The sequence below is a fragment of the Ruegeria sp. ANG10 genome (assembly GCF_040705255.1).
GTDB lineage: Bacteria > Pseudomonadota > Alphaproteobacteria > Rhodobacterales > Rhodobacteraceae > Ruegeria.
Genome location: NZ_JBFCVU010000007.1, coordinates 139,422 through 159,135, shown reverse-complemented (window position 1 = coordinate 159,135; position 19,714 = coordinate 139,422). Strand labels below are relative to the sequence as shown.

18 protein-coding genes and 1 pseudogene are annotated in these 19,714 nt (G+C 52.8%); 8 read left to right on the top strand and 11 right to left on the bottom strand.

Annotated elements, in window-relative coordinates:
- The gene (locus tag AB1A64_RS15550) at nucleotides 1-1,200 is read right to left on the bottom strand and encodes an ROK family transcriptional regulator (protein WP_366552237.1); all 1,200 of its coding nucleotides are present in this window, start codon (nucleotides 1,198-1,200) and stop codon (nucleotides 1-3) included.
- A 92-nt stretch (nucleotides 1,201-1,292) separates the two neighbouring features.
- Between AB1A64_RS15550 and AB1A64_RS15545 the strand changes: the two genes are divergently transcribed.
- Together AB1A64_RS15545 and betC are read left to right on the top strand one after the other, a co-directional pair.
- A complete protein-coding gene (locus AB1A64_RS15545) occupies nucleotides 1,293-2,276 on the top strand; it encodes a tripartite tricarboxylate transporter substrate binding protein (RefSeq protein WP_366552236.1) in 984 nt (327 codons plus the stop codon).
- Between the two features lie 76 nt (nucleotides 2,277-2,352).
- Nucleotides 2,353-3,888, top strand: a complete 1,536-nt coding sequence (betC, locus tag AB1A64_RS15540) for a choline-sulfatase (protein WP_366552235.1) — start codon at nucleotides 2,353-2,355, stop codon at nucleotides 3,886-3,888.
- A 169-nt stretch (nucleotides 3,889-4,057) separates the two neighbouring features.
- Here betC and AB1A64_RS15535 read toward each other — a convergent pair whose 3' ends face one another.
- From AB1A64_RS15535 to AB1A64_RS15525, 3 genes are all read right to left on the bottom strand, one after another.
- Nucleotides 4,058-4,549 (bottom strand): hypothetical protein, encoded by a 492-nt coding sequence (locus AB1A64_RS15535; RefSeq protein WP_366552234.1) that lies wholly within the window; start codon nucleotides 4,547-4,549, stop codon nucleotides 4,058-4,060.
- A 195-nt stretch (nucleotides 4,550-4,744) separates the two neighbouring features.
- Nucleotides 4,745-5,365, bottom strand: a complete 621-nt coding sequence (locus AB1A64_RS15530) for an ankyrin repeat domain-containing protein (RefSeq protein ID WP_366552233.1) — start codon at nucleotides 5,363-5,365, stop codon at nucleotides 4,745-4,747.
- A gap of 824 nt (nucleotides 5,366-6,189) precedes the next feature.
- Nucleotides 6,190-6,729 carry a hypothetical protein gene (locus AB1A64_RS15525; RefSeq protein WP_366552232.1) on the bottom strand — a complete coding sequence of 180 codons (540 nt, stop codon included), beginning with the start codon at nucleotides 6,727-6,729 and terminating at the stop codon, nucleotides 6,190-6,192.
- Nucleotides 6,730-7,014: 285 nt separating this feature from the next.
- Here AB1A64_RS15525 and AB1A64_RS15520 point away from each other — a divergent pair, with 285 nt between their 5' ends.
- From AB1A64_RS15520 to AB1A64_RS15495, 6 genes and pseudogenes are all read left to right on the top strand, one after another.
- On the top strand, nucleotides 7,015-7,233 hold the full coding sequence (locus tag AB1A64_RS15520; protein WP_366552304.1) for a helix-turn-helix transcriptional regulator: 219 nt from the start codon (nucleotides 7,015-7,017) through the stop codon (nucleotides 7,231-7,233).
- Between the two features lie 212 nt (nucleotides 7,234-7,445).
- Nucleotides 7,446-8,111: a phosphatidylserine decarboxylase gene (locus tag AB1A64_RS15515; protein WP_366552231.1), complete on the top strand. Its 666-nt coding sequence runs from the start codon at nucleotides 7,446-7,448 to the stop codon at nucleotides 8,109-8,111.
- 23 nt (nucleotides 8,112-8,134) lie between these two features.
- The gene (gene pssA, locus AB1A64_RS15510) at nucleotides 8,135-8,881 is read left to right on the top strand and encodes a CDP-diacylglycerol--serine O-phosphatidyltransferase (protein WP_366552230.1); all 747 of its coding nucleotides are present in this window, start codon (nucleotides 8,135-8,137) and stop codon (nucleotides 8,879-8,881) included.
- Nucleotides 8,882-8,890: 9 nt separating this feature from the next.
- Nucleotides 8,891-9,514 (top strand): class I SAM-dependent methyltransferase, encoded by a 624-nt coding sequence (locus tag AB1A64_RS15505; RefSeq protein ID WP_366552229.1) that lies wholly within the window; start codon nucleotides 8,891-8,893, stop codon nucleotides 9,512-9,514.
- Between the two features lie 239 nt (nucleotides 9,515-9,753).
- Nucleotides 9,754-10,674 (top strand): annotated as a pseudogene (locus AB1A64_RS15500) (IS30 family transposase); the annotation flags it as partial.
- A 225-nt stretch (nucleotides 10,675-10,899) separates the two neighbouring features.
- Complete coding sequence (locus AB1A64_RS15495) at nucleotides 10,900-11,454, top strand: dioxygenase (protein WP_366552228.1); 555 nt, start codon at nucleotides 10,900-10,902, stop codon at nucleotides 11,452-11,454.
- Between the two features lie 390 nt (nucleotides 11,455-11,844).
- Here the strand turns inward: AB1A64_RS15495 and AB1A64_RS15490 are convergent, their stop codons facing one another.
- The 7 genes from AB1A64_RS15490 to AB1A64_RS15460 all read right to left on the bottom strand — a co-directional run bounded on the left by AB1A64_RS15490 (nucleotide 11,845) and on the right by AB1A64_RS15460 (nucleotide 19,373).
- On the bottom strand, nucleotides 11,845-13,320 hold the full coding sequence (locus AB1A64_RS15490) for a mannitol dehydrogenase family protein (protein ID WP_366552227.1): 1,476 nt from the start codon (nucleotides 13,318-13,320) through the stop codon (nucleotides 11,845-11,847).
- A complete protein-coding gene (locus AB1A64_RS15485) occupies nucleotides 13,308-14,078 on the bottom strand; it encodes an L-iditol 2-dehydrogenase (protein WP_366552226.1) in 771 nt (256 codons plus the stop codon). Before AB1A64_RS15485 ends, AB1A64_RS15490 begins: the two co-directional genes overlap by 13 nt.
- The gene (locus AB1A64_RS15480; RefSeq protein ID WP_366552225.1) at nucleotides 14,078-15,082 is read right to left on the bottom strand and encodes an ABC transporter ATP-binding protein; all 1,005 of its coding nucleotides are present in this window, start codon (nucleotides 15,080-15,082) and stop codon (nucleotides 14,078-14,080) included. Before AB1A64_RS15480 ends, AB1A64_RS15485 begins: the two co-directional genes overlap by 1 nt.
- A 12-nt stretch (nucleotides 15,083-15,094) precedes the next feature.
- Entirely contained in the window at nucleotides 15,095-15,925 is an 831-nt protein-coding gene (locus AB1A64_RS15475; RefSeq protein WP_366552224.1) for a carbohydrate ABC transporter permease, read from the bottom strand.
- 10 nt (nucleotides 15,926-15,935) lie between these two features.
- Nucleotides 15,936-16,802 (bottom strand): sugar ABC transporter permease, encoded by an 867-nt coding sequence (locus tag AB1A64_RS15470; protein WP_170719459.1) that lies wholly within the window; start codon nucleotides 16,800-16,802, stop codon nucleotides 15,936-15,938.
- Nucleotides 16,803-16,922: 120 nt separating this feature from the next.
- Nucleotides 16,923-18,230 carry a sugar ABC transporter substrate-binding protein gene (locus AB1A64_RS15465; protein ID WP_366552223.1) on the bottom strand — a complete coding sequence of 436 codons (1,308 nt, stop codon included), beginning with the start codon at nucleotides 18,228-18,230 and terminating at the stop codon, nucleotides 16,923-16,925.
- Nucleotides 18,231-18,344: 114 nt separating this feature from the next.
- Nucleotides 18,345-19,373 (bottom strand): LacI family DNA-binding transcriptional regulator, encoded by a 1,029-nt coding sequence (locus AB1A64_RS15460; RefSeq protein WP_366552222.1) that lies wholly within the window; start codon nucleotides 19,371-19,373, stop codon nucleotides 18,345-18,347.
- Between the last annotated feature and the right edge of the window lie 341 nt (nucleotides 19,374-19,714).

Sequence of the window (19,714 nt, the reverse complement as noted above, 5' to 3'; positions counted from 1 at the left end):
TCAGTTTCCTCCCTTCAGCAGATTCAAATCCAACTCAGCGTTTGCGATGTTTTCGCTGAGCGATAACAGCCGGGCCGCGCCCATATGCGTCATCTCGCTGGATTTGATCTTGATTGGTTGCTGCAGATCCGACTTGAGGGTGTCGATCTGCTTGCGAAACGCTTCGAGATAGATGGGTGATTGGGCCAGTGGCCCCGCCAGCAACACCAGTTCTGGCTGCAATACCGTCAAGCTGAGCGAAAAGCAGTTCGCTGCGCGCGCGCCAAATTCTTCCAAAACCGATCTGTAATCGCCATCCGTTTCGTCCGCCCCCGAAACGACCTCCCAGATTTTTCGCGCCCTATCCCGATCAGAAAGAGAATTGAAAACGTCCTCAGAAAGCAATTGCTGCAACAGCGCTTTGCCGCCGCACAAATCTGTCAACGCCACGGGCAGGTTGGACCCCAACCCGTCGGTGATCTTGGCTTCGGTCAGAACACCACCGACCCGACTGATCCCACTGTAGGGCTGCCCATTGATCTGAAGCCCGATACCAAAGCCAAGCGCGCAGTAGATCACCACGACGTTTTCAATGTTTCGTGCGGCCCCGAATGCGGCCTCGGATTGGCAGATTGCAGCGCTTGGCGTTTCCAGCGCAACTGGAACTCCAAGCTCTTTCTGGACCAAATCCCGAACGCCGACTTCGTCATCCCATCCAAGTGTCGGGGCCGAGATGACGGCACCACGTGCCTTGTCCAGATTTCCTGCAATCGTAAGCCCGACGCCAAACAGCCTGTCTTTGTCAGGAACATGCTGTTCAATGAGCTTTCGGGCCTGATCACAGCACTTCTTCAGAAAGCCTTTACCTTCAGACAGGCCTTCACCACGGGCATCCCAGGACGCAATTCTGTTGTTTGAAAGATCAGCCAGAGTAACGACCTGCTGATAGGCGTTGATACCTATTCCGATAACGTACCCGCCAGTGTGGTCGACAGACAGTCTCTTGGTGCGCGGGCCCCGCCGCCCCTCGGATTTGGCATCGCCGACCTCCTGCACCAGGCGCGCCTCGATAAGTTCGCGCGTGATCCGGGACACGCTTGCTGCGTTCAATTCCAGATTGTCGGCAATTTGTGACCGGGAAATTGTTCCCGACCCTAGAATCTCACTCAGAACCCGTTGCCGGTTTCCGCGTCCGATTTCTTCCAGTGATGAACCTGCCATTTTGAGCCTCCCATTTCACTTTGACTTATTTATTTACTTACTGCAAGTAATTTATTATGGTGAACCCATCCGATTCAGGGAGACGCTATAAAATGAAACTGAAAAATACAGTAGTCGCTACGCTGAGCAGCCTTGCACTGCTCGCTATGCCAACTGTGGCATCTGCGCAGGAATATCCAAGCAAACCAGTAACTTTGGTCGTTCCATACGGCCCCGGCGGTGCCGCTGATCTGGCCGCTCGCACTATGAGTACAGAAGCCCCCGAATATCTGGGTGAGAACATTCTGGTCGTCAACAAAACCGGCGCTGGCGGGGTCGTTGGCTCAACTCAGGTCGCAAAATCTCGCCCGGACGGCTACACTTTGCTTATGGCGCGCGTGGGCTCTCAGGCCACGGTTCCTGCGATCAACCGCACAATACCGTACAAGTGGGACGACTTTACCTTTCTCGGCCTGATCGAGAAGAACCCGTTTGTTCTGGGTGTAAGTGCGGACTCGCCGTACCAAAACTTTGACGAACTGAAAGCAGCGATTGAGGGGGGAGAGCGCCTTTCTTATGCGTCTGCCGGTGTTGGCACTCTGTTGCATATGGCAATGTTGATCATGCTGGATGATCTTGGTGTAGATTCCGAGGCCCTGATCCATGTGCCCTTCAAAGGGGGCGGCAAGGCGACGGCCGCCGTTGTTGGCGGGCACGCCGATCTGATCTTTCACAACCTTTCAGGCCTGTCCGGCGCAATTGAGAGCGATCAAATTCGACCGTTGCTGACAACCACACCTGAACGGTTCTCGGCCATACCGGACACCCCGACCGCGCAGGAGCTTGGTCATCCAAATCTGGAAAATGTCGTCGGTTGGACAGGCGTATGGGGCCCGAAGGATCTGCCGGAGGACGTTGTCGCAAAATGGGTCGAAGTGCTTGGCGCAATTTCCGCCGATGAAAGCTGGGTTGATACGACTGAAAAGCTGGGCTCGGTCCCTATTGTTCTGTCGCCAGACGAAACAAAGTCGTTTGTCGAGGGTCAGGTCAAAACCTTCAGTGACACCGCCGAAAAGCTGGGAATGGTAATTCAATAAGCAGCTCGGCGTCCCGGGCGGCCGCTCCTCCCCTTGGCCGCCCGGGACAAATTTCTTTCACATTTGGGAACCCACAATGGCACGTCCGAACATCCTTTTTATTCAGGCCGACCAGCTTGCAGCAAATGCGTTGAAAGCATACGGAAACAAGACGGTGAAAGCACCAAACATCGACCGCCTTGCGCAGGCAGGTGTCGTGTTTGAAAACTGCTATTGCAACCTGCCCATGTGCGGTCCGTCCCGCGCGTCGATGCACGCCGGAAAGCTGCCCTTCTCCATTGGCATGTATGACAATGCCAGCGAATTCCACGCCGATATTCCAACATTTGCCCATTACTTGCGCAGCAAGGATTACCGGGTTGAAATGTCGGGCAAGATGCACTTTGTCGGCCCCGATCAGCTGCATGGATATGACAAACGCCATACGACAGAAATCTACCCGGCGAACTTTGCCTGGACCGTGGATTGGTCCAAAGGGCGTGAATACAAGCCCACGAACTTGACTATGGCACCCATTCTAGAAAGCGGCCCGGCGGTGCGCACCATGCAGATGGATTACGATGACGAGGTCGAATATCACGGTATTCAGGCGCTGTATGACCTGGCGCGCACGGGCGATGACCGGCCCTTTATGTTGACCGTTTCCTTTACTTCACCACACTCTCCGTTCGTGATCGGCCAGGAATACTGGGATCTCTATGACCATGATGAGATCGAGTATCCCGCTGTACCACCACTTGAGCTAAACGAGATGGATCACCTCAGCCGCAACTTGCATTATTGCCAGTCGCGCCACGAATTTACCGTCACCCCCGAAGACCGTCGAATGGCGCGCCATGGGTATTACGGCATGATCTCGTACATCGACGAAAAAGTCGGCCACCTTGTGGAAGTTCTGGAAAAGACGGGCCAGATGGAAAACACCATCATCATCCTGACCGCCGATCATGGTGAGATGATGGGCGAGCGTGGCATGTGGTTCAAACAACACTTTTTTGAATGGGCCGCCAGTGTACCTTTCATTGTCTTCGCGCCAGATCGGTTCAAACCAGCGCAGGTGAAAGAAAACATCTCACTGGTCGATCTTCTACCAACACTCACAGACCTTGCCGCTGACGGCACGTTCCAGGATTTTGCGTCCCCCATAGACGGTCAATCCCTGGTGCCTGCCTTGAACGGAGACACATCCACTCTGTCGGATGTCGCGATCTCGGAATTTGCGGCCGATGGCTCAACCGGCCCCAGCCGAATGGTTAAAAAAGGGCCGTGGAAGCTCATGTGGCTCGAAGGTGAAGACACATTGCTCTATAATATCGACGAAGATCCCACCGAAGTGAGAAACCGCGCAAACGATCCTGACTGCGCCGAGACCCGGGCCGAACTTGAGGCTATCCTGTTCGATGGTTGGAATCCGGAGGAACTAAAAAGAGCCATTCGCGCCAGCCAAGTTCGCAGGCTTGCAATTCACAACGTGACAGGCGGGGATCCGACATATGTTCATACAGTGCGCCACGATGATGGTGAACGCTACATCCGCAACGCAGGGGCGGCAGACACCAAGGCGCGGGCACGTCTGCCTTACGTGGCTCCGGCAAAGCCAGATAGGGCGTAAATGCACCGCATGACTACACCCTTGTTGGCGCAGGCCTTGCGGAGTTTTTTTGCGTCGCATCAGCCTTCGGACCAAAATACCGACCGAGCCAATTGAAATGAAACGTGCCTGCCACCGTAGATATCGAAGAAAATCCGTTGATCCTATAAAAGGACATCAGGGCAAGCCGTCACAGATCAGCCCAAATTACACTTTGCTTTCCGGCGGACGAAAGCCCTAACACCTTGTTTTCGAAAGTGTCTTCACGAAGCACCGTATCGCGCCCATGCACTATTTCAAATTCGAAGACATTCGAACATTCTTTCCATAAAAAAACATATTGGTGCTGCTCGCCAACACGGAAAGAGATAAGCCTCAGGCTCGGTCCAACTTCAGGCTCCTCTACTCTTCTGTAGCCACAAACATAAGTTGCCGACCCAAGTTGCGCACTGGTTTGGCGCAGGCTTTCAATTCGTCGCGAACCATCCTTCTTAGCGTAGATTACAGAGCCAAAGGGCAATGTAATTTTCAATCGTCCATTCATCCCTTGTTGGGAAATTTCATTTCGAACATAGGCATGAGGGGAGTTTTGCGGAGCCTTTTGCATGTACTCGTCGTCTGCAATCAAATCAGCGGCAGCAGAGCAAAAGTTTAATCCTATTTCCCTATAAACATCACTCATTGTGCGATGATATGCTAAAGCCCGGCCCGAGTTCCGCTTCCCGGTATTCCGTCTATCTTCCCTTGGTACAGATCATATTTTTTCAATTCGATTTGGATCTGTTTCCAACTGTCGATCGACATATCCGGTTGCAACAGGCTTTGAACACCTGGACGCGCTTGTATCGCCAATGAAGGGAACCGCGAGGGTGAAACACTATTTTCCGGCAACAAATCGGGATTGGCATTTTTTTGTTGAAAAACCGAACTTGTTTGGATTTTCAGGAACGCCACCTTTGTTGACAAGCGCCTCAACAACACCCCTGGAAACATTCATGGACAAGGCAATCAGCAAAGGCGTATTTCCTTCGGCGTCTTCCAGTCTGAAATAGCTTCGCGGCGACTCCACGAATTTCGATAAGACTTCGATTGTGGCTGTTACATCGGACGCGACGCCCCGCTGCATGGCGGCATACATCAATGGTGTCCAACCATTGTTGCTGGAATACAGAGGATTCGCACCCAAAGAAATCAGCTGTTCCACCATGTCGGGATCGTTAATTTCAGCCGCAAAAAGAAGCAGGTTGTTCCGGGTAGAGGCATAATTCTTTGCCTGCAGACGTTTTTCTGACGGGTTATCCGCTGAACCAACCAAGTCCTGAAACGCTTTCAAGTTGTCAGAGGAATACACGGCCCCCTTTTCCTTGAGAATTTCAGCAGCTTCTTGATGACCGAACACTTCGGCAACTTGAAGCGGTGTCCACTCAAATACTTCGTCTTCTATATTCAGATCGGCATTTCGCAGGACAAACAACTCTACTTGGTTCGGCTTACCCACAGCGGCGCAATTGCTAAAGTTGAAACTCGATCTGGATCCGGTCAGTTTTTACAATTTGCGCAACAACAAGGACAATCCTGAATTTACCTCACCGGGGACAGCTATCTGGTAACGGATCTGTCTGGGCATATAGGCGATTACCTCGGCCTCGCGGCGGTTCTGGCGCGGCTAGATTTTCTGGTCACGACAAACCGCTCCGCCACACATCTCGCGGGTGCGCTCGATAAGCCGTGTATTTTGCTGCTCAATGAAACATCGTCGTGGATATACACCTATGACAATAACTCTATCGAAGCTTTGTACCCGTCGATCACCTTAGTGCCTGTTCTCAACGATGCCGAGAAGCAGGAGACGTATTCGAAGCTTCGCTGCACCATACGTGCCACATTCGCTGAGAAAACAAGGCCGACTGAAACCGCATATACCAGTTATGCTTGGTGTTATGTGTGATCCTGGTTCACTTTACTGCGAAGTTTCCTGCTGGCCGTAACCCGCGTTTTGGGCGGTATTTCAGGCGTAAAGCGAAACCGGTTCAGTACGCTCTGACAAGTTGGCGATGCCACCGGTGCCGGTGCTGACCAGACGGTTTAATCTGTTCCTATTGTGCAGAACAGTTAGCATAAATCCCGCCAAATCTCTTGCCGGGAATTTCCCAAAGGGGCTGGCTGGTATAGGTACAATGCGGCCTCAAAGATGCCCCCAACGGATTTATTGCAACTTGACAGTGGTGAGCTTTAGGCAGGACGTGTTGCCCGCGTCATGACGGCTCAGGCTGTGGCCACCGAGCGGCTCTTGGTACGGTCGGTACTTTCTGTGGTGAACCCTCATCGTCCGATCAGCACTGTTTCGAACACATTGTCTCTGGGCCTTATGAATGGCGGGGGCGGATCCTTGGCCTGGGTTCCAGGCATGCGGTTTGTCACAATAGCGCTGCAAAAGATTCGGGCGGCATGAAAACCCATCGCTGGGCTACTATTAAGGCCAAAGTCGAGAGCGTTGGAGTGATAGGCGATTTCGTCCAAAATGAACTGTCCGACTTCGATATCTAGGGCTGCAACGTCAGCTTCGCTCGCCATTTGAACTTCGCTGCCGGTGCTTTCATACGCAATCGCCAAGCCTGTCGCATTCACCGAAATCAAGCTAAGGGCCTTGTGCTGATCGTTCAGGAAAGGGATCACTGCGTTTAGGGCGTCTTTCGCCTGTTCAGACGTTAGGGCTGATGCAACTATCAGGTCAGACATTGCAGCTGCCATTTGCTGCATAGGGAAATCCGCTGCTCTTGCATCAAGTAGGACGAGATCAATCCCACCCAGTTCGGAAGCTCGCGCCGTTCCGCCAGCTCGGCCGGGACGAACATTCAGCAACCGATAGGTCAGTGGAATTCAACCCGCTTTGAGTGATCCACGCATTCCAACTATCGAAGAGAGACGGACATCTGCGCATTTGGTCTGACCGAACATTGGCGTAGGCGTCGCCCAGAAGTACCCGTTTCTCAAGAAAGAGATAGCCCGCATTCAACGCTAGGGTCGTTGAATAACGGCGTGCGCCGCCTTTGCTTGCGAATAGAGTGATGAACTGCATCGGTCTGCATTCAAAAAGATGCGATTAGCCCCTAGACGACATGTCGTCATTTGAAGGGCTTTGCAAGTGTGGCGGAGCAATCAGAGATAAGAGCATTCGGACTTCGCGTTCGAGAACTGAGAAAGGCAAAGGATCTTTCTCAAGAGACCTTTGCTCACCTAGTAGATTTAGATCGAACATATATTGGTGGAATCGAGCGTGGGGAGAGAAACCCCGGACTGAAGACGATTATCAAAATTGCTAATGGTTTGAACGTGCGCATAGTCCAACTCTTTCAAGCCGACTAGTTGCTTATTTATCAAGATTGTAGAACAACTCAGAGTATAACTAACATAGTTTAGCTTACCGGATGCAATTTCGAAACCAAAGTGCCACGAGAGGCGCCCACCAAGCAGTAACACCCTGACATCGATTTACACTTACGGTTTTAGTCACACTTGCGTTCCGCATTAATCCACTTATGAAAGTGCCGTCAATTGACCCCAAGGGAAAGTTTGCGATGCGCATGCGCGATACATTCATCAAACCGATGCACCCTGAAGGTATTCGGTTTGTCGCAATCTTTGCCGCCATAACAGTCGGTCTATTTCTACTGTCCAACATTCTGGGCTGGATCGGAGTCGGTCTCACGGTCTGGTGCTATTATTTCTTTCGCGACCCGAAACGCGTGCCACCGACAGGAGAAGGGTTGGTCGTCAGCCCCGCGGACGGAGTGGTTTCGCTGATCGAAGCAGCGGTACCGCCGAACGAGCTTGGGATGCCCGACACGCCTCTTACTCGCGTCAGTGTGTTCATGAGTGTCTTCAACTGTCATGTGAACCGAACGCCTATTGAAGGTGAGATTACCGCTGTTGCCTACCGCCCCGGCAAGTTTTTCAATGCTTCTCTGGACAAGGCCAGTGCCGACAACGAGCGCAACAGCCTGCGTATTCGGATGGGGAATGGTCAGGACCTGGCCGTTGTCCAAATTGCCGGCCTGGTGGCCAGACGGATCGTCTGCTTCGTGAAACCGGGCGACGCGCTGAAAACCGGACAGCGATTTGGATTGATCCGGTTCGGGTCTCGGCTGGATGTTTACCTTCCTGATGGCGTGGAGCCGCAGGTACGTGTCGGGCAAACGATGATTGCTGGGGAAACCGTTCTTGCCAGTTTGCCCACGCATTAAAAAGAAAATAGGCAGCTAGATCAGTGACCGAACCATCCAAACAGGAAGAGACCGGGTTTGCGCTGATCCATTTGTTGCCCAATGCACTGACCATAACTGCTATTTGCGCGGGCCTGTCGGCAATCAGATTTGGCGTTCAGGGCAATTACGTTCTTGCGGTGCAACTTATTATCGCTGCCTGTGTGCTGGATGGGTTGGACGGCCGCATCGCGCGCCTGCTCAGCAGTGACAGCAAACTGGGCGCCGAGCTCGATTCACTCGCGGATTTTTTAAACTTCGGAGTGGCCCCACCGCTCGTTCTCTATTTCTGGGCCTTGCAGGATATACGCAGTGCGGCATGGCTTGCAGTTCTGTTCTTTGCGGTGTGTTGCGTCATGCGGCTGGCCCGGTTCAATGTGGGTAGCAAATCCGAGACCTGCGATCACGACAGTGCCTATTTCGAGGGGGTTCCGGCCCCCGCGGGGGCGCTTCTGGTCATGTTGCCAATGTATCTGTCCTTCGCCTTCGCAGATGCCCCATTGCTGCCCAGTATGTTGATTTGCCTCTACATGGTGATCATCGGTCTATTGCTTATCAGTCGCATACCGACTTGGTCTTTCAAGACCACGCGGATTTCGCGGGAGAACGCGAAGTTTTTTCTCATCGGTGTCGCTGTTGTTGGCGCCGCGCTTCTTACATTCGCTTGGGCGACGCTGATCGCGCTGTGTGTCGGTTATGTGGGAATGGTTGCCTGGGCATGGATTGACAGGGAAATACCTTCTAACCGTTAAGGACTCGATATGGACATCAAAGCCGTTCAAACCTCCTACGCTCGCTGGGCGCCCGTCTACGACAAGACGTTTGGAACTGTCACGAATGTCGGGCGACAGCGCGCGGTTGAATACATCAATAAACGCCCCGGCAAAGTGTTGGAGGTGGGCGTGGGTACCGGGCTGTCCCTGAAACATTACAGGCCGGAAATGCGGGTGACCGGGATCGATTTCAGCGAGGACATGCTGCAAAAGGCACAAGAAAAAGTAAAAGGCCTATCTCTGAACCATGTCGAAGAGCTACGGCAAATGGATGCCCGTACGCTTGATTTTCCGGAAAACCATTTCGATACGATTGCAGCAATGCATGTGCTGTCGGTCGTTCCAGAACCGAAAAAGGTGATGGCGGAAATAGCGAGGGTTTGCAAACCGGGTGGCAGAGTGGTGATCACCAACCATTTTCAACGAAAGCATGGGATGCTTGCATCTCTAGAACGAGTCTTTGCTCCGCTGGCAAATACAATTGGCTGGCATTCTGATTTCGAGATCGAAACAGTGTTGAAAGAGGATGCCCTTGTCGTCGAAGAGCAAAGGTCTCTGCCGCCGCTGGGGATGATGACCTTTTTGGTTCTGAAAAAATCAGTAGTCGCGTAACGGTAGTGAAATATAACTTGGTGCCGCCACAAACGGAGATCCGCGTAGCGTCAGCTTTTCTGGATATTTAAACACAATTTAGCTTCTGCGATTCAAAGTTGAAGTAGGGTGGATTCACAAACGAAGTGCATATTCTGTACTAAAACAGAGAGTTGCATGGAGTATGAAGAATGGGAAGTCACTACTGTCACCTGAAGCTGGACGAACGACGCAAGCTTGCAAGGTGACTTGAAGCCAAAATGCCATTTTCAGAGATCGCAGATCGATTGGGGTGCGACCCTCACACGATCTACCAAGACATCAAGCGCAACCGATATACGGACACCGAATTGCCTGAACTGAACGACTACTACCCGCTGAATGCTCAGGACATGTATGAGAAACGCCGCGCAATCCATCGAAAGATGATCTTGCACCCCTAATTGAAGGAAGCCACCGAAGATCGGCTGAAGGCTGGCTGGTCACCGGAGCAGATTGCAGGCCGGATGCGGCTCGAACACCATCCGATCCGCGTGAGCCACGAGACGATCTATAATTTCGCTTATTCCAAGGACGGCCGCGAGGAGCAGTTCTATCGTCACCTTCCAGAACATCGCCGTCGCCGCAAGCCACGGGGGTACCGCAAACACAACCGGGCACACATCTTCGATGTTCAAAGCCTATCGCAAAAACCTGAGCGCATCTCAGAACGCGCGAAGTTTGTCCACTGGGAGTGCGATCTGATGATGTTACGCAAGGAGCACGGAAAGGTGAACGTGACCTCCCTCGTCGAGCGTGCCAGCAGGTACGCCGTCGTCATAGGTAACGAAGATCGTCAATCAAAAAACGATTATGGAACCACTGATCCAGGGGCTCGCCCCCTACCCGCAGATGCACGCCAGTCGATCACCTTCGACCGTGGCACCGAGTTCTCGGCCTGGAGGCACCTTAAAGCTGGGGTCTGTGTGGACGCATAGTTCTGTGATCCGCAGGCGCCGCACCAGAAAAGCACTGTCGAGAACACAGACAACAGGTTGCGGAAGTATCTGCCTCCTTCAATCAAACCAACGGCTCTGACAAATCGATTTTTGAGGCCGATTTGCCATCGCTTCAATGCTACGCCCCGCAAATGTCTCGGCTACCACACGCATGCGGAGGTCTTCGAAACCAAACTGGTGAAAACCCATAATCGGTTGAAAAGAAAGACATATCATGAAATGCACTTCACCGTGAGTTCACACGGGCACATTCTGGTTTCCTCTGGCAACGCCAAGAGTATAACCCGATACCAGCACCGGCATAGCTTAACATTCGCGTGACATGGCACTAACGGCAAATCTGATATTATCCGACAATATCGTAGTTCACGCGCGAGCAGGTCAAGCCAACCTTAGGGAGGCAGTACTATGACCAACATTACACCCACTAAACTGGTTCAGGATCTTCTGGATCGTGCCAGCGGCCAAGATCAGGAAGGCGGTGATAAGCGTCTGAAAACCGTTCTGCGTGCCCTTCTGGAGCAGACCTTTGCCCTGATCGAACGTCACGACTTGACCGAAGACGAACTTTGCGGCGCCGTTGCCTATCTCGGGAAAGGGGCCGACGAATACGGCCTTATGATCCCGGGTGTCGGCCTTGAACATTTCATGGACCTTGTGCTGGACGCCCGTGACGAAGAAATCGGCATGGGAGGCGGCACACCGCGCACCATCGAAGGCCCGCTTTATGTTGAAGGCGCTCCGCTGAGCGAAGGTTCGGCCCGCATGAGCGACAACGAAGATGAAGGCGAACGCCTGATCATCACCGGCGTTGTAAGCGATGAAGACGGCAACCCGCTTTCGGGTGCTCTTGTTGACGTATGGCACGCCGACACACGCGGCTTCTATTCGAATTTCGACCCGACCGAAAAGAACGCTCCGTTCAACAACCGCATCCTTGAAGAATTCGCAGCCTTTCAGTGAGATCATGTTGAATCCTGTCCGAAATCTATTCGACGGGAACGAACGTCAGATCACGCATATTCGTCAATTGGGCCTCATAGTTTGTGACACATCCTTGCGTGTTTCACGCCACTTTTTCCGGCTTCAAACCAATGCACGGTCATATGAAACACCCGCGACAAATCGGCAAATTCCTTCATAGACAACCGCGGCGCGTTGCGAGTCATTCTAAGCTGTTCTGGTCTCACGTTTTTCTCCAGCCTCATTTGGCATCGCAGATGGGACAAGTGTGCTTTGCATGAACTTCTTCATTGCAGCTCCAACACACCCGCAATTTACGAGCCTCACACACCTGGTCGGCCTACCGTTTTTTCCTACCAAAATATGAGCCACAAAATCCACAGTGTCGCCTCACACTCCTTCAACGTACGCGATAAGAGCAGCTTCGCAACCATTCTGCCAAACCATTTCAAGCCACTTACAGAACGCATCGGAGAATTGTATGGAGTTCTTTAAATCGCCATAAATCCAGGACTGCTGGAGCCACGCGGCCGGATTTGATTTGGCGGCAAGGGCGGCCTCAGTCAGCTTATCCCAAATTGGATCGTTCGCCTCGATCACGCTACCATCTTCACGCGTGCCTGCGCACATACGCGCCCATAATGCTTCGACCAGGGCTAAGCCGGTAATGGAACGCCCTGCCTTCAGCTGGTCTTGCAAAATCGGCAAAACAAAACCTGTGTGGCGCGCCGATCCGTCAAAAGCCACCCGTCGAGTAGTGTCGACAATCCGTGGGTTTGAGAACCTGCTTTCAACAAGGCTTATATACTCTTCCGGGCTTTTCCCAGCAACCGGCGAAACTGTCGGCGCTATCTCAGTCCGTTGAACTTTACCAAAGAATTGCGAGATTACAGGGTTCCTCATGCATTCGGAGATCGTTTGAAGTCCTAATATCTCACCAACATTGGCAAGAACTTGATGCCCGGCATTGAGTATGCGGATTTTCACGGTTTCGAACGCGTGAACGTCATCAGTGAAGATTGCGCCAACCTCGTCCCAATCTGGACGCCGGGAGAAGAATTTATCTTCAATAACCCATTGGCGGTAGGCTTCGTGCGTAACGACAACGGCATCATCGATGCCAAAGTCTACAGCAAGCGCAAGTTCGCTTGGACCCGTCGAAGGGGCGATGCAATCCACCATCGAATTCGGAAACGTCGCGTTGGCGTCGATCCAATCTGCGAGTTCAGTGTCAGACATGCGAGCCATCGAAATAACGGTTTGCCGAAGGACGTCACCGTTGCTCTGCAGGTTGTCGCAGCTCAGCCCAGTGAAGGGTGCGTGCCCGGCGTCGCGCCGCAGGCGGAGTGCGGCCACGATGGCACCAAATACGGTGCGCGGCGCTAAAGGGTTTGTTGCGTCGTGCTGAACTTCAGGATGGTTGGTGTCAAACCCCTTGGTGACTGGATCAATGTAGTAACCGCTTTCCGTTACTGTCATTGAAACGATGCGAATAGCCGGATCCGACATGGTGCGAATTAGTGCCCCGTTGCCTTCTTCAATGGGCAAGTAGTCGATCATGGATCCTATGACTTCCGCAGAGATTTTTTCCGGGTCAAGTTCGATTAGGGTCGTAAGGCAATCCTGGGCAAGCAGTTTCTCCCGCATAGCCGCATCATAGGGTCGTACGCCCGCGCCGATGATGGCCCAGTCCATGGCTTTGCCTTGTTGCATCAAGCGATGCAGGTACCACGCCTGATGCGCACGGTGGAAATTGCCGACGCCAATATGCACGATGCCAGGTTTCAGGGCGGCACGATCATATCTAGGGCGTTCGACGGTCAGTTGATCGAGTGTTGCATTCGAAAGGGAGATCAGCTCATCCATTGCCCACCATCCACGTTGTAAGTTTGTGCGACGATGTAATTCGCCGCATCGCTTGCCAGAAAAACCGCCATGCCAGTCAAATCGTCCGGAGTGCCCATGCGTCCGTAGGGTACGGCGGCATCAACTTCCTTCTTCTTTTGTCCACGCACCTTGTCTTCGTATTTCGCAAAGAACGCATCTACGCCGTCCCAGTGCTCGCCATCGACGACACCCGGAGAAATTGCATTCACGTTTATTCCGCTCCTGATCAGGTTCAGTCCCGCAGATTGTGTCAGGCTGATGACCGCCGCCTTTGTTGCGCAATAGACCGCGACTAAGGGTTCACCGCGCCTTCCGGCTTGGCTCGCCATGTTGATGATCTTGCCACCTTTCCCGCGCTCAATCATGTGTCGGGCGACGACCTGCATCGTAAAGAGCGTACCCGCTACATTGACGTTGAAAACGCGCTGGTAGTCATCCCGTTCGATTTCAACAATTGGGGCGGCTGTGAACAGTGCGGCATTGTTAACAAGAATGTCGATGTGACCGAACTCCGCTAACGTCTTGGAAACGGCGTTCTCGATGCTGATCTGGTCGGTCACGTCCAGAGCCACTGCGATAGCATTTTCACCAAGTGCTGCAGCGCTTTGGCGGGCACCATCGATATTGATGTCGGCGACGGCGACCCGCGCGCCCTCTTTGACGTAGGCCTCGGCAAAGGCCCGCCCGATTCCTCGGGCGGCACCTGTAATCAGGGCTGTTTTTCCAGCCAGTTGCATTAGTCGACCCTCAGCCCTTGAGCGTCGAACTTATGCAGCTTGTCCATTTGCGGCGTCAGGTAGATCGTGTCGCCGTGCTTGGCTTGGATATCACCGGTAATCCGCACGGTAACCATGTCAGCAAGACCTGTGTCATGGACGTGAATGAAAGTGTCCGAGCCAAGGTGTTCTGCCACCCCGACAACGCCTTTCCACATTCCATCAGTTGTGCTGACATCCGTGTGCTCAGGGCGAATACCGATTGTGGCTGCTCCGTTCTTCTCGGCCTCAGCACCTTTGATCAGGTTCATTTTCGGAGACCCGATGAAGCCCGCGACAAATTCGTTGCGTGGACTGTGATAGAGTTCCAGTGGTGAACCCACCTGTTCGATCACACCAGCCCGCAAAACGACGATCTTGTCCGCCATCGTCATGGCTTCGACCTGATCGTGGGTCACGTAGATCATCGTCGTCTTGAGCCGCTCGTGCAGCTCACTGATTTCAAGCCGCATACCAACGCGCAGGGCCGCGTCGAGGTTGGACAGCGGTTCGTCGAAAAGGAATGCCGCTGGTTCACGAACAATTGCCCGACCGATTGCAACGCGCTGGCGCTGCCCGCCTGACAATTGTCCCGGACGCCGATCCAGATAATCGGTGAGGTTCAGCGCCTTTGCTGCACCCTCAATCCGGCGGTTTTGCTCGTCTTCATCGATCCCTGCCATTTTCATCGGGAACGCAATGTTTTTGCGCACCGACATATGCGGGTAAAGGGCATAAGACTGAAAAACCATAGCCAAACCGCGCTTGGCAGGGGGCACATCGGTCGCATCCGAGCCATCGATTTCGATGTGACCTGAGGTGATGTCTTCGAGCCCTGCGATCAGCCGCAGCAATGTGGATTTACCGCAGCCCGAAGGTCCGACAAAAACCGTGAACTCGCCGTCTCCAATCGTGAGGTCCAGAGGCGGGATGACTTGAACGTCGCCGAAGCTTTTGGTCACTTGGTTGAGTTTAATTTGTCCCATTGGTCAAGTTCCTTATTTGACGGCGCCGAAGGTCAGGCCGCTGACAAGTTGTTTCTGGCTGAACCAGCCAAGAATGAGGATTGGCGCAATGGCCATGGTTGATGCTGCACTTAGTTTGGCAAAGAACAGGCCTTCGGGGCTGGAATAGCTGGCAATGAAGGCCGTCAGAGGAGCCGCATTGGCTGCCGTCAAGTTCAGTGTCCAAAACGCCTCGTTCCAAGCCAGAATAAAGTTCAGCAGCAGGGTTGAAGCTATGCCGGGAATTGCCATTGGTGTGAGAACATGAAGGATCTCCTCCTTCAGCGTCGCACCGTCCATTCGAGCCGCTTCAAGGATCTCACCGGGGATTTCCTTGAAGTATGTGTACAGCATCCAGACGATGATCGGCAGATTCATCAGCATGAGGATGATGACCAGTGCGCCTCGGCTGTCGAGGATACCTAGTTTGATGCAGATCAGGTAGATGGGGTACAGAACACCAACCGCCGGGAGCATTTTCGTGGACAGCATCCAGAGGAGAATATCCTTGGTGCGATTGGAAGGAACGAACGCCATCGACCAGGCCGCGGGGACAGCTACGATGATACCCAATATTGTCGAACCACCTGCAATGATGATCGAGTTCCAAAGGAAGCGGGCATAGTTCGACCGCTCCATCACCGCAGAGTAGTTTTCAAGCGTCCAATCGAATGCCAGAAACACCGGAGGGTCAGCAATTGCAGTGGCTTCGGTTTTGAAGCTGGTTAGGACGGTCCAAAGGATAGGGAAAAAGATCAGCAGTCCAACACCCCAAGCTAAGGCTGAGTTGATGATCTTACGTTGTTGAGTTACTGCGCGGGCCATTTTTTCCTCCTCACGCGTCCAGGTTCTTGCCGACGATGCGCATCAGGAAGATCGCAACGATATTGGCGAGAATGATTGCATAGACACCACCGGCAGAACCGAGGCCGACATTCTGACTTTCAAGAACACGCTGGAAAATCAGGTAGGTCAGCGTACGGGTGCCAAAAGCACCTCCAGTCGTGACAAATATTTCTGCAAATATTGCAAGTAAGAAGATCGTCTGAATGAGAACCACGATCGTAATCGCACGGCTGAGATGCGGCAGAGTGATGTAGCCAAACCGCTTTAACGGCGGTGCACCGTCCATTTCGGCCGCTTCCAACTGTTCCCCGTCGAGAGATTGGATTGCAGTCAAAAGGATCAATGTGGCAAACGGCAACCATTGCCAGGAAACGATCATGACGATTGAAGGTAGTGAAGCCTCCGACAGCCACGCAATCGGTTCGGCCCCGAAAAAGCGCCACAGATGCGCGAACAGGCCGTTCACCGGATCCATGAACATATTTTTCCACACCAACGCTGAAACCGTCGGCATGACAAAGAACGGAGCAATAACCAGAATGCGGACAACACCTTGGCCCCACATTGGCTGGTTCAATAAAATTGCCAGCAATACGCCAAAGATCACGGTGATCAAAAGAACCCCACCGACGATGGTCAGGGTGGCTATCACTGATGGCCAAAACGCGCTTGAGCTGACGAAGCGAACATAGTTATCGAAACCGACCCACCCAAGGTCTCCGCCTCGCAGTGGAAGGTATTGCTTGAATGAAAAAATGAGCGTCATGATCAAGGGAACGAGCATCCAGCCGAGGAGCAAGATGACCGCTGGGGCCATCATAAGCCGCGCCGCTGATCGGGAATGTTTAGTAGCCATCGGGCATACCTCCTCTGTTGATTGCCATAAGGCTATCTTAGACAGTGCAAAGTTTTTGAAATTTGATGGCGTCCCGGGAAACACTTGGGAGAAGAGTGTTCCCCGAGACCGATGGAGCGCTTAGCGGTAGCCAGCTGCTTCCATAGCATCGTTTGTCAGCGCCTGAGCTTTGGCAAGCGCCTCATCAACGGTTTGCTGGCCTGCATAGACTGCTGAGAATTCCTGGCTCACTTCGGTCGCAATGCCTGCGAATTCCGGAATTGCCACGAACTGGACGCCAACATAGGGAACCGGCTTAACCGTCGGATTTGTCGGGTCAGCCGCTAGAATTGAATCCAACGTCTTCTGGGCGAAGGGAACCGCCTGATAGTTGGGGTTTTCGTACAGCGATGTACGCGCACCCGGAGGCACGTTCGCCCAACCTTCGTTTTCGGCGACAAGTTCAATATAGTCTTTTGACGTCGCCCATTCGATGAACTCTTTTGCTGCAGCTTCCTTTTGCGTTCCGGCCGGAACCGCCAGCGCCCATGCCCAGAGCCAGTTTGCTTTCCTATCAACACCTTCACTGTTCGGTGCTAGCGCGAAGCCAACCTTGTCGGCGACGGTCGAGTCATCAGGATTGGTCACAAACGAAGCCGCAACGGTGGCGTCAATCCACATGCCACACTTGCCCTGCTGGAACAGGTTCAGGTTCTCATTGAAACCGTTGGTCGCGTAGCCGTTCGGCCCGGATTCCTGCATCATGTCGACAAAGAAGGTCAACGCCTCTTTCCACTCTGGCTGATCGAACTGGGCATTCCAGTCTTCGTCAAACCAGCGCGCACCGAAGGAATTGCCGGTTACAGTGATAAAGGCACCGCCTTCACCCCAGCCTGCTTTTCCGCGCAGGCAGATACCGTTAATGTCATTATCTCGGTCGGTCATTGCCGCAGCAGCTTCGCGGATGAATTGCCAGGTTGGTGCCTCAGGCATTTCAAGACCGGCCTTCTCCATAAGGTCAGTGCGGTACATGATCATCGAGCTTTCGCCATAAAATGGCGCGGCATAGAGAGTACCGTCGTGGCTCAGACCGGCTCGCATGGCTGGCAGAATATCATCCGCATCGTAATCGGCAGAAAGATCGTCAAGCGAGACCAGCCATCCATTGGCGCCCCAGATCGGCGTTTCGTACATGCCGATGGTCATGATGTCGAAAGAACCGCCCTTAGCAGCGATATCTGTGGTCACGCGCTGACGCAGAACGTTTTCTTCCAATGTGACCCACTCGACAGTGTGGCCGGTCTTATCGGTAAAGTCCTGCGTCAACCCCTGCATGCGAATCATGTCGCCATTGTTCACGGTGGCGATGACTAGATTCTCCGCTAGTGCGCCACTTGCAGTGACGAGTGTCATTGCCGTCGCCGCATATAAAGCTTGTTTGAATGACATCCCAATTCTCCTCCTCGTTGGATGATGACTTCGACCATAGTCAAAATCGCAACGCGAAGTCAATTAGAATTTTACGCGCGTAAATTTACGGGTAATTGCGCGACTAACATTGCCTCAAGCCGACTCCCGCATAATCAAACGGCCCTCAAACAGTTTTTCCTGTCTTTCCGTCAGGGCTTCTCCGTTCTCGAACAATGAAAACAGTGTGGAGACTGACCAATTCGCGATAGCTTCGTAATCCTGCGCAATTGTTGTCAGGGGCGGGCACGTGAACCGAGAAAATGGGTGATCATCGTGTCCAGCAATGCGGAGGTTACACTCCTGACCATGACCGACCTTGTATCCAAGGCCATACGCAGCGGACAAAAGACCAATAGCAAAGCGATCATTGCTACACAGGATCGTGTTGGTACTAAATGCCCCCTCGGACAGGAGCCGTCCGCCTTCGACTTTTCCAATTTCTTCGAAATCCCAGCCTTCCCCACTGACTTGAAAGATATTTGGCGATTGACCGTGACGCTCCATGCTTTCGATATAAGCTTGCCTGTGCTTGTTGGCATTCGGATTTAGGGGTTTCTTCATTTCGAAAAAACAAGGCGGCTCACCGCTGCGACAGAGATACTCAACCATCAGGTCAACGCTCTGAAAATGATCGGTACCAACAAATGCCCGCCCGACATCATTCATGTTGGCATCAAACAAAACGACCGGAATTTCTTCGTCAAATGCTTTTACAGCGTCTGTGTCGGAGAACCTTCCGAACGGTGCCAATAAGACACCAGCAGGTTTGAGGGATCTGAGTGAGTTAAGATTGTCTCGCTCCATTTCCGGATTACCGTGCGAACTGAGCAGTATTGGGCTGTAACCGGCGTCAATGCACGCAAGTTCCACGCGTCTGCCGATCTCGGAAAAGAAGGGGTCAGCCAGATTAGGTACTACAACACCGATATTCTTGGTAGTACGCCTGTTTTGGTTCATCGCAAATACATTCGGATGATAGTCGTACTCTTCCAGCGCTTCTTCGATCTTTTTTCTTGTAGAAGCGCGCACGCTTTCCGGATCGTTAAAGTACTTCGAGACGGTGGGTCGGGAAATCCCACTGATTGTCGCAAATTCTTCCATGTTTCGGATTTTGCGTTTCAATTCTTCTCTCACATCAAGTTAAAACATTTCGCGCGGAAACTAATGTTAAATTTATTGGTGAAATACCCACAGTGTCAAGTCGGCTAATTCCGCTTGCAGCTTCTCGGTTCGTTTTCAAGCCCGAACTTGGATGAACTGTCGGAAGGGCGTTGGGGGTTCTGTCGCAAACTTTTTGGATGGCAGAGCATCAGTGGAATTGGTGAACAGTTTACCCGGCACCGTAAAGTTAATGCGGCTGCCCGCGTAAAGTGCGACATGACGGCATGACTAACACCCACCTCTATCGCCGCCACTGTTTCCCGCCTGACGTGATTGCTTATGCCGTCTGGCTGTATTTCCGG